The sequence below is a fragment of the Cupriavidus respiraculi genome, from assembly GCF_914271545.1.
In the GTDB taxonomy this organism is placed as follows: domain Bacteria; phylum Pseudomonadota; class Gammaproteobacteria; order Burkholderiales; family Burkholderiaceae; genus Cupriavidus; species Cupriavidus respiraculi.
Map to the genome: position 1 here is coordinate 777,313 of NZ_CAJZAH010000001.1, position 14,207 is coordinate 791,519.

15 protein-coding genes are annotated in these 14,207 nt (G+C 67.0%); 13 read left to right on the forward strand and 2 right to left on the reverse strand.

Going from position 1 to position 14,207, the window contains the following annotated elements; genetic code table 11:
- Positions 1–62: 62 nt before the first annotated feature.
- Positions 63–1,049, reverse strand: coding sequence for a Bug family tripartite tricarboxylate transporter substrate binding protein (locus LDO27_RS03435; RefSeq protein ID WP_224039675.1), 987 nt, complete (start codon positions 1,047–1,049; stop codon positions 63–65).
- A 135-nt stretch (positions 1,050–1,184) separates the two neighbouring features.
- Between LDO27_RS03435 and LDO27_RS03440 the strand changes: the two genes are divergently transcribed.
- The 9 genes from LDO27_RS03440 to LDO27_RS03480 all read left to right on the forward strand — a co-directional run bounded on the left by LDO27_RS03440 (position 1,185) and on the right by LDO27_RS03480 (position 9,658).
- Positions 1,185–2,006: an IclR family transcriptional regulator gene (locus LDO27_RS03440; protein ID WP_224039676.1), complete on the forward strand. Its 822-nt coding sequence runs from the start codon at positions 1,185–1,187 to the stop codon at positions 2,004–2,006.
- A 30-nt stretch (positions 2,007–2,036) separates the two neighbouring features.
- Positions 2,037–2,507 (forward strand): DUF1801 domain-containing protein, encoded by a 471-nt coding sequence (locus LDO27_RS03445; RefSeq protein ID WP_224039679.1) that lies wholly within the window; start codon positions 2,037–2,039, stop codon positions 2,505–2,507.
- A gap of 113 nt (positions 2,508–2,620) precedes the next feature.
- Positions 2,621–3,832, forward strand: a complete 1,212-nt coding sequence (locus tag LDO27_RS03450; RefSeq protein ID WP_222206636.1) for a putative DNA modification/repair radical SAM protein — start codon at positions 2,621–2,623, stop codon at positions 3,830–3,832.
- Positions 3,829–5,334: a UdgX family uracil-DNA binding protein gene (locus tag LDO27_RS03455; RefSeq protein ID WP_224039681.1), complete on the forward strand. Its 1,506-nt coding sequence runs from the start codon at positions 3,829–3,831 to the stop codon at positions 5,332–5,334. The genes LDO27_RS03450 and LDO27_RS03455 overlap by 4 nt, the downstream gene beginning before the upstream one ends.
- A gap of 74 nt (positions 5,335–5,408) precedes the next feature.
- Positions 5,409–6,392: a diacylglycerol/lipid kinase family protein gene (locus LDO27_RS03460; RefSeq protein WP_224039682.1), complete on the forward strand. Its 984-nt coding sequence runs from the start codon at positions 5,409–5,411 to the stop codon at positions 6,390–6,392.
- On the forward strand, positions 6,389–7,186 hold the full coding sequence (locus tag LDO27_RS03465; protein ID WP_224039683.1) for a metallophosphoesterase family protein: 798 nt from the start codon (positions 6,389–6,391) through the stop codon (positions 7,184–7,186). The genes LDO27_RS03460 and LDO27_RS03465 overlap by 4 nt, the downstream gene beginning before the upstream one ends.
- 8 nt (positions 7,187–7,194) lie before the next feature.
- The gene (locus tag LDO27_RS03470; RefSeq protein ID WP_222206648.1) at positions 7,195–8,094 is read left to right on the forward strand and encodes a helix-turn-helix domain-containing protein; all 900 of its coding nucleotides are present in this window, start codon (positions 7,195–7,197) and stop codon (positions 8,092–8,094) included.
- 237 nt (positions 8,095–8,331) lie between these two features.
- On the forward strand, positions 8,332–9,306 hold the full coding sequence (locus LDO27_RS03475; protein WP_224039684.1) for a Bug family tripartite tricarboxylate transporter substrate binding protein: 975 nt from the start codon (positions 8,332–8,334) through the stop codon (positions 9,304–9,306).
- 34 nt (positions 9,307–9,340) lie between these two features.
- Entirely contained in the window at positions 9,341–9,658 is a 318-nt protein-coding gene (locus tag LDO27_RS03480; RefSeq protein WP_224039685.1) for an NIPSNAP family protein, read from the forward strand.
- A gap of 31 nt (positions 9,659–9,689) precedes the next feature.
- Here the strand turns inward: LDO27_RS03480 and LDO27_RS03485 are convergent, their stop codons facing one another.
- A complete protein-coding gene (locus tag LDO27_RS03485) occupies positions 9,690–10,445 on the reverse strand; it encodes an SDR family NAD(P)-dependent oxidoreductase (RefSeq protein ID WP_224039686.1) in 756 nt (251 codons plus the stop codon).
- Positions 10,446–10,606: 161 nt separating this feature from the next.
- Between LDO27_RS03485 and LDO27_RS03490 the strand changes: the two genes are divergently transcribed.
- From LDO27_RS03490 to LDO27_RS03505, 4 genes are all read left to right on the forward strand, one after another.
- Positions 10,607–11,533 carry a LysR family transcriptional regulator gene (locus LDO27_RS03490; protein WP_224039687.1) on the forward strand — a complete coding sequence of 309 codons (927 nt, stop codon included), beginning with the start codon at positions 10,607–10,609 and terminating at the stop codon, positions 11,531–11,533.
- Between the two features lie 75 nt (positions 11,534–11,608).
- Positions 11,609–12,307, forward strand: coding sequence for an aspartate/glutamate racemase family protein (locus LDO27_RS03495; protein WP_224039688.1), 699 nt, complete (start codon positions 11,609–11,611; stop codon positions 12,305–12,307).
- Positions 12,308–12,444: 137 nt separating this feature from the next.
- Complete coding sequence (locus LDO27_RS03500) at positions 12,445–13,029, forward strand: TetR/AcrR family transcriptional regulator (protein WP_224039689.1); 585 nt, start codon at positions 12,445–12,447, stop codon at positions 13,027–13,029.
- A 92-nt stretch (positions 13,030–13,121) separates the two neighbouring features.
- Positions 13,122–13,613: a hypothetical protein gene (locus tag LDO27_RS03505; RefSeq protein ID WP_222206669.1), complete on the forward strand. Its 492-nt coding sequence runs from the start codon at positions 13,122–13,124 to the stop codon at positions 13,611–13,613.
- Positions 13,614–14,207 lie beyond the last annotated feature (594 nt).

The window sequence follows — 14,207 nt, forward strand, 5'->3', positions numbered from 1 at the left end:
AGGCCGTGATGCGGTGAGACGGTGAAGCGTCGATGCAGGGATGCGGGGATCGGCGCGTGGTGTCAGTCCAGCGAGATCTTCAGGTCGCGGATCAGCTTGTGCCAGCGCGTCGTCTCGCTGCGCAGCAGGTCGGCGTACTGCGCCGGCGTACTGCCCACTGGTTCCACGCCGAAGTCCACCATGCGCTTGTTGACGGCCGGATCCTTGATGGATGCGACCACCTGCTTGTTCAGCGTGGCAATCACGTCGGGCGGCGTCGCGGCCGGCGCGACCATGCCGACCAGCGCCGCGGCCTCGACGTTCTTGTAGCCGAGCTCCGCGAAGGTCGGCACATCGGGCAGCTGCGGCAGGCGCGTGGCATTGGCCACCGCGAGCGCGCGGATCTTGCCGCCCTTGATGAAGCCGGCACCGGCCGCATAGTCGACCATCATGGCCGGAATCTGGCCCGCCGCCACATCGGCCAGGGCGGGCGCCGCGCCGCGGTACGGCGCGTGGGTCATCGTCAGCCCGGCTTCCACCTTGAGCAGCTCCATCGCCAGATGGTGGGGACTGCCGGCGCCGGCCGAGCCGTAGTTGAGCCCATCCGCACGCGCCTTCACCTGCGCGATGAAGTCCTTGGCGCTCGTCGCCTGCGAGCCCGATCCGACCACGAGAATCATCGGGAAGCGGCCCAGCAGCGTGACCGGCGCGAGGTCCTTGGGGTTGTACGACAGAGACTTGTACAGCGCGGGATTGAACACCAGCGTGCCGTTGTCCGCGGACAGCACCGTATAGCCGTCCGCCGCGGCCCGCGCCGTCTCCGACGCGCCGATCGCGGTATTGCCGCCCGGCTTGTTGTCCACCACCACCGGCTGGCCGATCCGGTTGGCCAGATCCTGGCTGATCGTGCGCGCGAGGAAGTCCGAACCGCCGCCGGCCGCATAGGGCACGATCCAGCGAACGGGCTTGGACGGATAGCTCTGCGCGGCCGCCTGCGAGGCGATGCCAAGTCCCGCGACGACGGGGCCCAGGGCGAGCAGCGAACGGATGAGGGTGCGGCGGGTGGTCATGTGGTCTCCGGTTATGGGGTCGCCGGCGCAAGCGCCGGTCGCCTCGTTTTGCGTAAATCATATACGCATTGCGTAATGATGGGATGAGGGTTAACCTTGGGCGCAGCCCTCCTGACTACCGATGTTCCTCTTCCTATGGCCCCTGCCGACAACGATCCCGCGCCGCCGCGCCCACGTGAGCGCCGACAGCGCGTGCAGTCCGCGGTCACCGGCATGGCCGTGCTCAAAGGCCTGGCCCGCCTCGGCGGCCGCGCCAGCCTGACGGCGCTCGCCACGCACATCGGCGAAAGCCCTGCCAAGGTCCACCGCTATCTGGTCAGCCTGATCGAGGAGGAACTGGTCGCGCAGGAGCCGGGGTCACCGCAGTACCAGCTTGGCGTCGAGGCGCTGCATATCGGCCTGGCCGCGATGCGGCAGGCGGACCCGATCCGGGTGGCAGAGCCGGCGCTGATCCGGCTGCGCGAGCGGCTGGAGGTCACCTGCTTTATCGCGGTGATGGGCAACAAGGGGCCCACGATCATGCGGATCGAGGAGCCCGGCCTGCCGGTGACCGTCAACGTGCGCGCCGGCTCCGTGCTGTCGCTGCTGTGGTCGGCCACGGGCCGGGTCTTCCTCGGCATGCTCGACGATTCGCGCGTGCGCGCGCTGGCCGAGCGGGAGCTGGGCAACGCGCCGGCGGACCTGCGCGCCCTGCTCGACCGCAAGGACCCTATCGGCGCGCTGCGCCGCGAGGTACAGGCGGCGGGCTGCGCGGCGGTGCGGGACACCAACCTGAAGGGCATCAGCGCGGTATCGGCGCCGGTGCACGACTACACCGGCCGGCTATGCGCGGTGGTGACGGCGCTCGGCGCGACGGGCGGTTTCGACCCGGCCATCGACGGGCCCATCGGCAGCGCCGTGCGGCAAGAGGCGCGCGCGGTCAGCACCCAGCTCGGGCATGCGGATGGGCGCCTATAACGGGTGAATCTCTGTTCCTGGGAGGCCCGCATGGCGAACAAGATTTCCGGCAAACCCTCGCCGGCATCGGCAAAGTCCGCCGACAAGGCTTCCCCGCCGGCCCCGCGCCTGCTCTCTGGCGGGAACCCGCAGATTCCCAAGGGGGATGGCGACGGCCCGGTCCAGGCGTACATCGCCGCGATGCCCGGCTGGAAAAGCGACATGGGGCGCCGGCTGGATGCCTTGATCGTCCAAACCGTGCCGGGCGTGCAGAAAGCGGTGAAATGGAATTCACCCTTCTACGGCGTCGAGGGGCAGGGTTTCTTCCTGAGCTATCACTGCTTCACCCGGTACATCAAGGTGGCGTTTTTCCGCGGCGCCTCGCTGAAGCCGCTGCCGCCGGGCGAATCGAAGAACAAGGACACCCGCTACCTCGACATTCACGAGGACGCTGGGCTCGACGAGACGCAGTTCGTGGATTGGGTGCGACAGGCGGCCGGCCTGCCGGGGTGGCAGCCATAAGCTGAAAGACCGGCGGAAATTTGCTCTAAAAGCCTCGCCTACGGCATTTCCGGACGTCCAGCGCGTCGATATGGGGTTGCGTTGAATACTGTATATCCATACAGTATGGCACCATGGAACTGCTCAAGAAACTGGAAATCCTGGCTGACGCGGCGAAGTACGACGCCTCGTGCGCCAGCAGCGGGGCGCCGAAGCGGGATTCGCACGGCCGGGCCGGACTCGGCGCGACCACCGGGGCCGGCATCTGCCACAGCTTTACGCCGGATGGCCGCTGCGTCTCCCTGCTCAAGATCCTGCTGACCAATTTCTGCCAGTACGACTGCCAGTACTGCGTGAACCGGCGCTCCAGCAATGTGCCGCGCGCGCGCTTCCTGCCCCGCGAAGTCGTCGACCTGACGATGGACTTCTACCGCCGCAACTATATCGACGGCCTGTTCCTGAGCTCGGGCATCATCCGCAGCGCCGACTACACCATGGAACAGCTGGTGCAGGTCGCCCGCTCGCTGCGGGAAGAACATCAGTTCCGCGGCTACATCCACCTGAAGACCATTCCCGACGCCGACCCCGCGCTGATCGCCGCCGCGGGCCAGTATGCCGACCGCCTCAGCGTCAATATCGAGCTGCCGACGGACGGCGGGCTGCAACGGCTCGCCCCCGAAAAAAGCGCGCAGACGATCCGGCGCGCCATGGGTTCGATCCGGCTCGCCCAGGAGGAGGCCGAAGGCAACGGGCCCTCGGCCGCCCGCGCGCCGGCCGGGCAAAGCACGCAGATGATCGTCGGTGCCGACGATGCCGACGACCGCACGATCCTCCAGACCGCGCAGACGCTGTACGGCGCCTACCGGCTCAAGCGCGTCTACTACTCCGCGTTCAGCCCGATTCCGGAAAGCCCCTCGGGCCTGCCCGCGCAGGCACCGCCGCTGCTGCGCGAGCATCGGCTGTACCAGGCCGACTTCCTGCTGCGCGGCTACGGTTTCCGCGCCGAGGAACTGTTCCAGGATGCCGGCGCGCTGCCGCTGGACATCGACCCCAAGCTCGCCTGGGCTTTGGCGCACCGCGAGTCCTTTCCCGTCGACCTGAACCGGGCCCCGCAGCGGCTGATCGCGCGCGTGCCGGGCATCGGCATGCGCAACGCGAAACGGCTGACCGAGCTGCGCCGGCAGCGCGCCATCCGCTACCAGGACCTGGTGCGGCTGCGCTGCGCGATGGCGACCGTGAAGCCGTTCGTCGTCGTGCAGGACTACAAGCCCGCGCTGTCCGAGCCAACGTCGGACCAGCTGCGCCAGGCGCTGTCGAAGGCGCCGGAGCAGTTGTCGCTGCTATGAGCGCCGTTTGCCCCGGCACGCTGGTGGTCGATGGCGGCTATGCAAGCTGGCGCGCGCAGGCGCTGCGCGCGTTACGGGCCGGATGGCCGCCGGAAGCGGTGACATGGGTGGATGCCGACGGCCCGGCCGGCGCCGCCACCGCGTCCTTGCCGCTGGACAGCGGCGGCGCGGCATTGCCTGCCGATGATCCACCGGCACGGCTGCCCCGCGCCGGCGTCGAAGACGCCGGTCCCCCGATCCGCATTTCAAGGGAACTGGCCACGCTGCTGCGGGACGCCGCGCAATATCGCTCCCCGCAACGATGGGCCCTGCTGTATCGCGCGCTCTGGCGCTGGTGCCGCGGCGAGCGCGCCGTGGCGTCGGCCGCCGACCAAGACGGCGCGCGGCTTTACGCCATGGCCAAATCCGTGCGCCGCGCGCGGCACGACATGATCGCCTACGTGCGCTTCCAGCGGCGCAGCGCGCCGGGCGTGCCCGAGTACATCGCCTGGTACGAGCCGGAGCACGACGTGCTCGCCTATGCGGCCGAGCATTTCGCGGCGCGGATGGGCGGCTCGACATGGTGGATCGGCACCCCGCATGGCGCGGCACTGTGGAACGGCCACGCCCTGCACTATTCGTCGACGCCGGACGATGCGCCCAGGCCCCGCGCAAACGACGCCACCGACGGCGTGGAAGCGCTCTGGCTCGCCTACTACCGCAATATCTTCAACCCCGCGCGGCTCAATGAAACCGCGCTGCGCCAGCACATGCCGGTGCGCTTCTGGAAAGGGCTGCCCGAGGGCGCGCTGATTCCGGGCATGATCGCCGAGGCCAGGCAAGGCGCGCGCCGCGTCGCGCAGGCCAGCAATATCGGCGGCATGACCGGCAAGCAGGTGGCCGTCGACGCCGGGCGGGCGCTGCCGCAGCGCCCCGCGCCTTCCTCGCTGGACCAATGCCGCCGCTGTGAACTCTGGCGCCATGCCACCCAGCCGGTGCCGGGCAGCGGCCCCCAGACGGCGCGCATCATGCTGGTCGGCGAGCAGCCGGGCGACCACGAGGATCTGGCCGGCCGCGTCTTCGTCGGACCCGCCGGCCAGATCCTCGACGAAGCGTTCCGCCGCGCCGACGTGCGGCGCGATGCCGTCTTCCTCACCAACGCGGTCAAGCACTTCAAATGGACGGCACACGGCAAGCGCCGCCTGCACAAGACGCCGGGGCAGCTCGAGGTCGAGGCCTGCGCCCACTGGCTGGAGGAGGAAATGGCGCGACTGCGCCCGGCGGTAGTCGTCGCCCTCGGCGCCACGGCACTGCGCGCGATCCTGGGCCGCAAGGTCCCGATGCGCGACGCCATGGCCGGACCGATACGGCTGGGCGACGCCGTCGTCCTGGCCACGTGGCATCCCTCCTACGCCCTGCGGGTGGCCGATGCCACCGCCCGGGAGGCCGTAGTCGCCGCCATCGCGCAGACTGTCGCGCAGGCCGCCCGGCTCGCCGGCGGCACGGACGACATACGGGCCTAGCAAACGCCTTGGCACGGAGCCGGAAGTGGCGAGCCCGACTTGTCTTGGCCCACGGCTGTCGGTATCTTGTGCCCATGCCCCCGCCCTCCACTGTCCCCCACGCCGAACCCGTCGCCACCCTCTCCGGGGACGAGCCCTTTTTCATTGTGTTCAATGGTGGCTCGGGCAGCGAGGATGCGGCACAGACCCGCAGGACCATTGAAGGCAAGCTGACGGACGCGGGTCGCGCCTATACCCTCTTCACGGTGGACCAGCCGAAGCATCTGCCCCGCATCGCGGAGATGGCCGTGGAACGCGCGCGTCGAGAGAACGGCGTCGTCGTGGCGGCGGGCGGCGATGGCACCCTGAACGCGGTCGCCGCGGCCGTTCTGCCAACGGGGCTGCCGTTCGGCATCCTGCCCAGCGGCACCTTCAACTACTTCGGCCGGACCTACGGCATTTCGCGCGAAACGGAAGAGGCCGTGGCCAGCCTGCTGGACGCGCGGATCGAACCGGTACAGGTCGGCCTGCTCGATGGGCGGCCCTTTCTGGTCAATGCGAGCCTGGGGCTGTACCCGCAATTGCTCGAAGACCGCGAGGTCTACAAGCAGATGCTCGGCAGGCGGCGCTGGGTGGCCGTGCTGTCGGCATTGATCACACTCGCGCGCACCCCCGCACAGCTCACGCTGGACCTGCTGTCGCACGGCGAGCACCGGCTGTTGCGCACGCCGACGCTCGTGGTAGGCAACAACAGCCTGCAACTGGAGCAGGTCGGCATTCCGGAGGTGGCCCATCTGGAAGACAACCGCCTGGTCGCGATGGCCGTGAAGCCGGTCGGCACGCTGGCGCTGTATGGCCTGCTGCTGATGGGCGCCATGGGAAGGCTCGGCGACGCCGCCAGGGTCGTCAGCTTCGGTTTCGAAACGCTGACCGTGCGCGTGCGCGGCAACCGCCGCCGCATCAAGGTGGCCATGGACGGCGAGATCTCGTGGGCCCGCACGCCGCTCGAATTCTCCGTCTCGCCGATCCGCCTGCAACTGCTGATTCCGCGCGACACGAGCCGGCTGGACCGCTCATGAACCGCGTCCTGCATATCTCGGATACGCATTTCGGCACGGAACAGGAGCCAGTCGTGGAGGCCGCGCTCGCGCTCGCGCGCGAACTGGTGCCGGATGTGGTGGTGCTGTCCGGCGACATTACCCAGCGCGCGAGACGACGACAGTTCGCGCTCGCGCGCGAATTCCTCTCGCGGCTGGCACTGCCGGCGCTCGTCATACCGGGCAATCACGATATTCCGCTGTTCAATCTCGCGGCGCGCGTGCTGGACCCCTACGGCAGCTACCATCGCGAACTCGGCACGGCGCTCGAACCGGTGTTCAGCAACGACGGTGTGCTGGCCATCGGCGTGAACACCACCCGGCCATCGCGGCACAAGAACGGCGAGGTGTCCGGCGAACAGATCGCGCGCGTCTGCGAACGGTTGCGCCAGGCCCGGCCGGGGCAACTGCGGATCGTGGTCGTGCATCAACCGGTGCGGGCGCTGCACGAGTCCGATACGGAGAATCTGCTGATCGGGCGCGAGGCCGCCGTGCCGGCGTGGGTCGATGCGGGCATGGACATGGTGCTCGGCGGGCATATCCACCTGCCCTATGTGGTGCCGCTGCCGACCGGCTCGCCGCGCCGCGCGTGGGCCGTACAGGCAGGCACGGCGCTCTCGCACCGGGTGCGCGGGTCCATTCCCAATTCCGTCAATGTCATCGAGCACGGCGGCCATGGGGACGGCGCCGGCTGTCGCGTGGTGCGCTGGGACTACGATGCCGGGCGCGCGGCCTTCGCGCCGGTGAAGACCACGGCCATCGATCTGAGCCGATAGCGAGCCACGTGTCCGACTCCCCCGCCTCCGCCCGCTCCGGCGAGTTTCCGGTCTTCGAGACCTCCGACTTCGGGGGCGAGGGCGCGTTCTACTTCGACCTCGTGCGGCTGGAGGACCGCGACGATATTCCGCGCGGCTTCCTGCACCGGCACAACTACTACCATCTGCTGTGGATGACCCGGGCAAGCGGCACGCACATGCTCGACTTCGCCCATTTCGACGTGCGGGACCACTCGGTGTTCTTTCTGTCGCCTGGCCAGGTCCATGCGTGGACGTCGTCGGTCAAGCCGTACGGCTACGTGCTCAATTTCAGCACCGATTTCTTCGCCCGGATGTTTCCCCGCGCCGACGACGTCGCCAAATTTCCTTTCTTCCATCCCACGCGCGGCAACAGCGCGCTCTATCTCACGCAGGCCCAGCACGACGACATGCTGCCGCTGCTCGGCGAGCTGGAGCGGGAGGCCCGCGAGCGCCAGCCCGGCTTCCCCGACGTCCTGCGCGCCTGCCTGCTGATCCTTCTGACGCGGCTGCGCCGGCTGTGCCCGGACAACGAGCCCGCCGGCGGCGTCGGCCCGCACCAGGCGCTGACGCGCCGGTTCGCGATGCTGGTGGAAACGCACTACCTGCGCTTCGGCACGATCGGCCAATACGCCGAAGCGCTTTGCGTCAGCGAGCGCCAGTTGAACGACGCGGTCAAACGCACGCTGGCGCGCACCGCCAGCCAGGTGGTGCAGGAACGCGTGCTGCTCGAGGCCAAGCGCTGGCTGAGCAATACCGAAACGGGCATCGCCGAGATCGCGTTCCGACTCAATATCGAGGACCCGGCGTACTTTGCCCGCTTCTTCAAGAAGCAGACCGGCCTCACGCCGGGCGACTTCCGCAGGAAATATTGCCGTCCGCTGGAATGACGCGCGAAAAAGTCCAATCCAACGTCTGATCCGTCCTAACGCGGCCGCCACGCGGCTGCGTAGAGTAGCCCCATGGTGCAGCCGCCTCCGGCGCAGCCGCCGACCCCGCGCCTTCATGCGCCGCGGGGACGCGATCGGCGCGAGGGCGCGGCATGACACCCATTGCCACGGCCGCCCGGCCCGATCGGATGCGGGGCGCCGGCGATGCCATAAGAACCAGAGGCACAGGAGACAGACATGGACAAAGCAATCGCCCGGCTGCGGGGCCTTGCCGTGGCCGCCGCATTGGCGCTCACCACCTTCAACGCGATGGCGGACTACCCGGATCGACCCTTGCGCATCATCGTGCCGTTCGCCGCGGGCGGTGCCACCGACGTGATCGCGCGCACCGTGGCGCAGGCCATGTCGACCCGGCTCGGCCAGTCCATCGTCGTGGAGAACAAGGCCGGCGGCAACGGCAATATCGGCGCGGTCACGGCCGCGCGCTCGGACGCCGACGGCTACACGCTGCTGATGGCCACGTCCAGCCACGCCATCAACGCCTCGCTGTACAACAAGCTCAACTACAGTCTTACGCGGGATTTCGTCGGCCTGTCGAACCTCGCGTCCGTGCCGCTGCTGCTGGTGGTCAATCCGTCGATACCCGCCAGCACCCCGGCCGAACTGGCCGCCTACGCCAAGGCCAACGCCGGCCGCGTCAACTATGCCTCCGGCGGTACCGGCACCGCCTCGCACCTCGCCGGCGAGCAGTTCAGCACACTGGCGGGCACGAAGATGACGCACGTGCCGTACAAGGGCGGCGCCCAGGCGCTGACCGACGTCATGGGCGGCCAGGTGCAGGTCATGTTCGCCAACCTTCCCGAAGTGCTCGCCCAGGTGCAGAGCGGCAAGCTCAAGGCGCTCGCCGTCACCGGCAGCAAGCGCCACGCCGCCCTGCCCGACGTGCCCGCCTTCTCCGAAACGCCTTTCCCCGCCATGACCGCGCGCTCGTGGTTCGGCCTTTTCGCCCCGGCCGGCACACCGCCCGCCGCGGTGGACAAGCTCTCGCAAGCCATCGTCCAGAGCGTGGCCGACCCCACCGTCAAGGAACGGCTCAAGGGCCTCGGCGCCGACCCGGTCGGCGACGACCACGCCGCGTTCCAGAAGTACGTCGGCCAGGAGGTCGCGCGCTGGGCGGTGCTGGTCAAGCAGTCCGGCGCCACCGCCGACTGACCCTACTCATCCGTCATCACCCAAGGAAACCTCGATGCTGTACGACGTCCGCACCTACACCTGCCGCCCCGGCACGATCAAGAAGCACCTTGCCCTGTACGCGGAGCACGGCTTCGCCACGCAGAGCCGCCATCTGGGCAAGCCCCTTGCCTACATGCAGACCGAGACGGGCAACGTCAACAGCTACATGCACATCTGGGTCTACGACAGCGCGGGGGATCGCGAGGCCAAGCGCAAGGCGCTGCAGAGCGATCCGGCGTGGGCCAACTACCTGAAGATCAGCGCCGAGGCCGGTTACCTGATCAGCCAGGAGAACCGGCTGATGACAGCGGTTTCGTTCTTCCAGCCGTAGCGCCCGACGGCGGGCGCGGCGGGGACGCCGTTCAAATCTGCGCTTGCCCGCCGTCCGCCATCACTTCGGCGCCATTCATGAAGCTGGAGTCGTCCGACGCAAGGAAGGTCACCACGCGCGCGATCTCCGACGGATCGCCCAGGCGCCCCATCGGCACCAGGGACGCCAGATAGCCCAGCAGCCCGTCCTGCGCCTCCTTCGACTCGCCGCCGAGTTCGGCCAGGCCCACGGTTCGCGTGGCGCCCGGGCTCACCACGTTGACGCGGATACCGCGCTCCTTCAGATCCAGCACCCAGCTGCGCGCCAGCGCCCGCACCGCGGCCTTCGAGGCGCTGTAGATGCTGAAGCCCTGCGTGCCCGTCGATCCGGCGATGGAGCCGGTCAGGATGATCGATCCGCCGACGCGCATCAGCGGCAGTGCCTTCTGCACCGTGAAGACAACGGCGCGCACATTGCGCTGGAACGTATCGTCGAAATGGGCCGGCGTAATGTCGCCCAGCGGCGCGAGGCCACCGCCGCCCGCATTGGCGAACAGCACGTCCAGGCGCCCCTCGGCTTCGCCGATGGTCTTCATCAGCGCATCGAGGTCCGCCTCGACGGTAACGTCGCCCTGCACGCCCACGGCGCCATGGCCTAGCAGTTGCACAGCCTTGTCCAGTTCTGCGGCACGACGGCCGGTGATGTACACCTTCGCCCCTTCCCGCGCCATATCGTGCGCAGCCGCCAGTCCGATGCCGCTCGTGCCGCCGGTCACCAATGCAATCTTGCCTTCCAGTCGTTTGCTCATGATTCGCTCCTTGCGTGTGAATGAGTGGATGGCGTAACGATAGATTCTTCCATGACATGAATAAACTACGCATTCGCTAAATGATTATTCAAGTTCATGAATAATTTCGGCATACTGCAGCCGACGCCCTTTTACCGATCCGATACCGACCCGCTCCCGAAATGGACCAAGTACTCGCCCTGCGCGTCTTCGTGCGAATCGCCGAATCTGGCGCGTTCGGCAAGGCCGCGGACACGCTGAACATGCCCCGCCCGACGGTCACCAAGCTCGTCCAGGACCTGGAATCGCATCTGCGCGTGAAACTGTTCCAGCGGTCCACGCGCAAGGTGGCAGTAACTGAAGAAGGACAGGCCTACTACCATCGCGCGGTAAAGCTGCTGGCCGACATCGACGAAATGGACACCCTCTTCGCCGACGCGCGCGGCGCGCCGCGAGGCCGGCTGCGCGTGGACATCGGCTCGTCGCTCGCGAATCTGATCCTGTTGCCCAGGCTCGGCGCCTTCCGGCAGCAATATCCGCAGATCCACCTGGAAGTCGGCGTGGGAGACCGGCACGTCGACCTGATCGGCGACGCCGTCGATTGCGCGATCCGCGGCGGCGAACTCACCGATACCTCGCTCGTCGCACGCCATATCGCCAGCCTGGACTGGGGCACGTACGCCAGCGCCGACTACATCGCGCGCCGTGGCACGCCATCGCATCCGTCGGCGTTGCACGGCGACCATGACGTCGTGGGGTATTTCTCCTCGCTATCGGGGCGCGTCATGCCGCTGCTGTTCGACAGGAACGGGGAACACACCGAAGTGGATCTGCGCGGCCGGCACGGCGTGTTCGTCAACGAAAGCACCGCGCATCTGACCTCGCTGGTCAGCGGCCTGGGCGTCGGTCAGACCTTCGGCTTCATGGCCCGACCGTGGGTGGATAGCGGCCAACTCGTCCGCGTGCTGCCCGAGTGGACCCGTCCGCTGCATCCCCTGCATATCGTCTTTCACCGCTCGCGCAATCAGAGCGCGAGGCTTCGGGCGTTCGTGGACTGGGTGCTGGAACTGTTTGCGCCGTATGACTGTTCCGGAGCCGAACCCGAATAGAATCGATTCGGCTGACGCATGATGCGAGGACACCCCTCCAGTCTTGTGTCCATCGTTCCACCACTTCTCGCGACAATGAAAACTCTCGGCCTGATTGGCGGCATGAGTTGGGAATCGACAATTCCCTACTACCGTCAGATTAACGAAACCGTCAAATCGCAATGCGGCGGCTTGCACTCTGCACGCATCATTCTCTATAGCGTCGACTTCGACGAAATCGAAAAGCTGCAGCATGCAGGCAAGTGGGATGAGGCCGGCGCAATGCTTGCGGATGTCGCGTTACGGCTGGAGGGCGCCGGCGCAGCCGGATTGGTGTTATGCACGAACACCATGCACAAGGTTGCCGCCGCTATCGAGACGGCTGTCGGCATTCCGTTGTTGCATATTGCCGATCCCACCGCGGAAGCGATCAAGGCCGCCGGATACACGCGTGTCGGACTGCTGGGCACCCGCTTCACGATGGAGCAGGAGTTTTACCGAGGGCGCCTCGAACGGAAGCATGCCCTTGAAGTGCTGACCCCCGATGCCGATGAGCGCGGCGCAGTACACCGCATCATCTACGACGAGCTTTGCCAGGGAATCATCAAGAAAGAATCGCGAGACATCTACCTCTCGACGATCGATCGCCTTAAAGCCGAGGGGGCGGAGGCGGTCATACTCGGATGCACGGAAATATCCTTGCTGGTCCAGCCGCAGCACGTCGAAGACACGCCTTTGTTCGATACGACGGCCCTGCATGCTACCTACGCGGCGCAGTGGGCGCTGGATCATTGACGGGAATTCAGTGGTTCCCTCGAGCGTGACGGCTTGACATCCCACCCAACCAACTAGTAGGATGGTTCATCGAGTCGACGAGACAGTTTGGGCAAGCAGGGAATCGATCGTCCCGAAGCGCAGCCGCCCCTTATTTCATGATTGTGGAACTCTCACCCCGCGCCACCGAAATCGCCGAGCATGCCCGCCAGCTGCTCGCCGTGGGCGGCTATAACGGCTTCAGTTATGCGGACCTGTCCGAGCGGGTGCGTATCGGCAAAGCCAGCATCCATCATCACTTCCCGGGCAAGGCCGATCTCGTTCTGACCGTGGTCATGCGCCACCGTCAGCAGTCATCGGAGGGGCTGGCGGCGCTCCAGCGCCACGTCGGGGATGATCCATTGGCGCAATTGAAGGCCTACGCAGACTATTGGGCGCAATGCATACGCGACGGTTCCTCGACCATGTGCATCTGCGCCATGCTGGCCGCGGAATCCCCCATGATTCCCGCTGAGATTGCCGCCGAGGTGCAAGGCTATTTCCAGGATCTGACGGCCTGGATTGCAGGCGTGCTGGAACGGGGCGAGCGCAAGGGACAGATACGCTTGCAGCGCGACGCCCTGGTCGAAGCCCAGACTTTCATGTCCACGGTGCATGGCGCCATGCTGACGGCTCGCGCCCTCGGCGATGCCGAGGTGTTTCGAACCATCACACATGCCGCCATCGATCGTCTGAGTCTCTGAAACGGATCGCTTGGCTTGCTGGAAGGGCCAAGCGATTTTTTTAACCCTCTCAACCGACCAACTAGTTGGTTGATAACCTCGTAGAGAATCTCATGCCACATCCCCTCTCCCCGCTCGGCGCCCTGCATACCGCAATCAGCCTGGTGCCATTCGCGGCCGGCCTCTACAGCTTTGTCCGCTATCGATCCATCGACCCCGACCGGCGTTCCGGCCGGGTCTATCTGGGGGGTTTGGTGTTGTCCGTGCTCACGTCGTTCGGCTTGTCCAGCACCGGCGGCTTCAATGCCGGCCACGCCCTGGGCATCCTGGCATTGTTGGCAATGACTGGCGCGTTGCTCGTTCCACGACTGTCCTTCTTCGGCCGTGCGCGTAGATACCTCGCACAGCTCGGCTTTTCCTTCACGTTCTTCCTGTTGCTGGTGCCGGGCATCAACGAGACATTGACCCGCCTGCCGGTCGCACATCCGCTGGCCACCGGCCCTGACTCCCCCATCGTGCGGGGTGCGCTGGGGACGTGGTTGGCACTCTTCGTGGTGGGGGTCTTGCTGCAGCTCTGGTCGATGCGTTCGCTGCGCCGGGCCTAGCGGGAAGCATCGATGACCATCGTTCGCGCCCTGCCCCCGGTGCCCTGCGTAATGCCGAATGCGATGGGTGGCCCCCGCGGCAATCACGATCCGCGCGCAGTAAGCGCGAGCCACGAGTTCCAGACCCTCGTGAAGGCACGGATCCAGCCACCGCTGGCTTCGCATGACCCGGCAAACCCGCTAGCGCAAGCCGTACAAGCCAGCGACCCGCCGCAGGGACCGATCGTCGAGGCAATGCTTCAACAGTTGCACGCATGCAGAAAAATGCGGTCACATGGTGCGCCCGACGCTCACGCGCCGACCGAGTGCGAGCCGGAGGTCCCACCAGGGGCGCCGATGCTGCCGGCCAACATCGTCATATGGATACCGGTGGAAATCCGGACGACGAGGTATCTTGGCGGCCCACGGCGTCGGCGCCGAGCCCGGCCTCGCCGGCCCGACGGTTATCGTTATCGCCGCTAGGCGCCCAAGCTTCGATGCGATAAACGCGCGCCGCGAGGCGTTAGAACGTAGTCAGCGTGAAGCGCAGGGCGAGAAGCCGAGGGTCGATCAGGGTCGCGGTCGTGCGAACTCCCTACGCTTCTTGACACCGGC

Excerpts from the sequence above, each read along its gene's own strand:
- LDO27_RS03465 (WP_224039683.1), top strand. The coding sequence starts at position 6,389 with ATGAACCGCGTCCTGCATATCTCGGATACGCATTTCGGCACGGAACAG.
- LDO27_RS03455 (WP_224039681.1), top strand. The coding sequence starts at position 3,829 with ATGAGCGCCGTTTGCCCCGGCACGCTGGTGGTCGATGGCGGCTATGCA.
- LDO27_RS03440 (WP_224039676.1), top strand. The coding sequence starts at position 1,185 with ATGGCCCCTGCCGACAACGATCCCGCGCCGCCGCGCCCACGTGAGCGC.
- LDO27_RS03485 (WP_224039686.1), bottom strand. The coding sequence starts at position 10,445 with ATGAGCAAACGACTGGAAGGCAAGATTGCATTGGTGACCGGCGGCACG.
- LDO27_RS03505 (WP_222206669.1), top strand. The coding sequence starts at position 13,122 with ATGCCACATCCCCTCTCCCCGCTCGGCGCCCTGCATACCGCAATCAGC.
- LDO27_RS03450 (WP_222206636.1), top strand. The coding sequence starts at position 2,621 with ATGGAACTGCTCAAGAAACTGGAAATCCTGGCTGACGCGGCGAAGTAC.
- LDO27_RS03475 (WP_224039684.1), top strand. The coding sequence starts at position 8,332 with ATGGACAAAGCAATCGCCCGGCTGCGGGGCCTTGCCGTGGCCGCCGCA.
- LDO27_RS03490 (WP_224039687.1), top strand. The coding sequence starts at position 10,607 with ATGGACCAAGTACTCGCCCTGCGCGTCTTCGTGCGAATCGCCGAATCT.
- LDO27_RS03445 (WP_224039679.1), top strand. The coding sequence starts at position 2,037 with ATGGCGAACAAGATTTCCGGCAAACCCTCGCCGGCATCGGCAAAGTCC.
- LDO27_RS03435 (WP_224039675.1), bottom strand. The coding sequence starts at position 1,049 with ATGACCACCCGCCGCACCCTCATCCGTTCGCTGCTCGCCCTGGGCCCC.
- LDO27_RS03480 (WP_224039685.1), top strand. The coding sequence starts at position 9,341 with ATGCTGTACGACGTCCGCACCTACACCTGCCGCCCCGGCACGATCAAG.
- LDO27_RS03500 (WP_224039689.1), top strand. The coding sequence starts at position 12,445 with ATGATTGTGGAACTCTCACCCCGCGCCACCGAAATCGCCGAGCATGCC.
- LDO27_RS03460 (WP_224039682.1), top strand. The coding sequence starts at position 5,409 with ATGCCCCCGCCCTCCACTGTCCCCCACGCCGAACCCGTCGCCACCCTC.
- LDO27_RS03495 (WP_224039688.1), top strand. The coding sequence starts at position 11,609 with ATGAAAACTCTCGGCCTGATTGGCGGCATGAGTTGGGAATCGACAATT.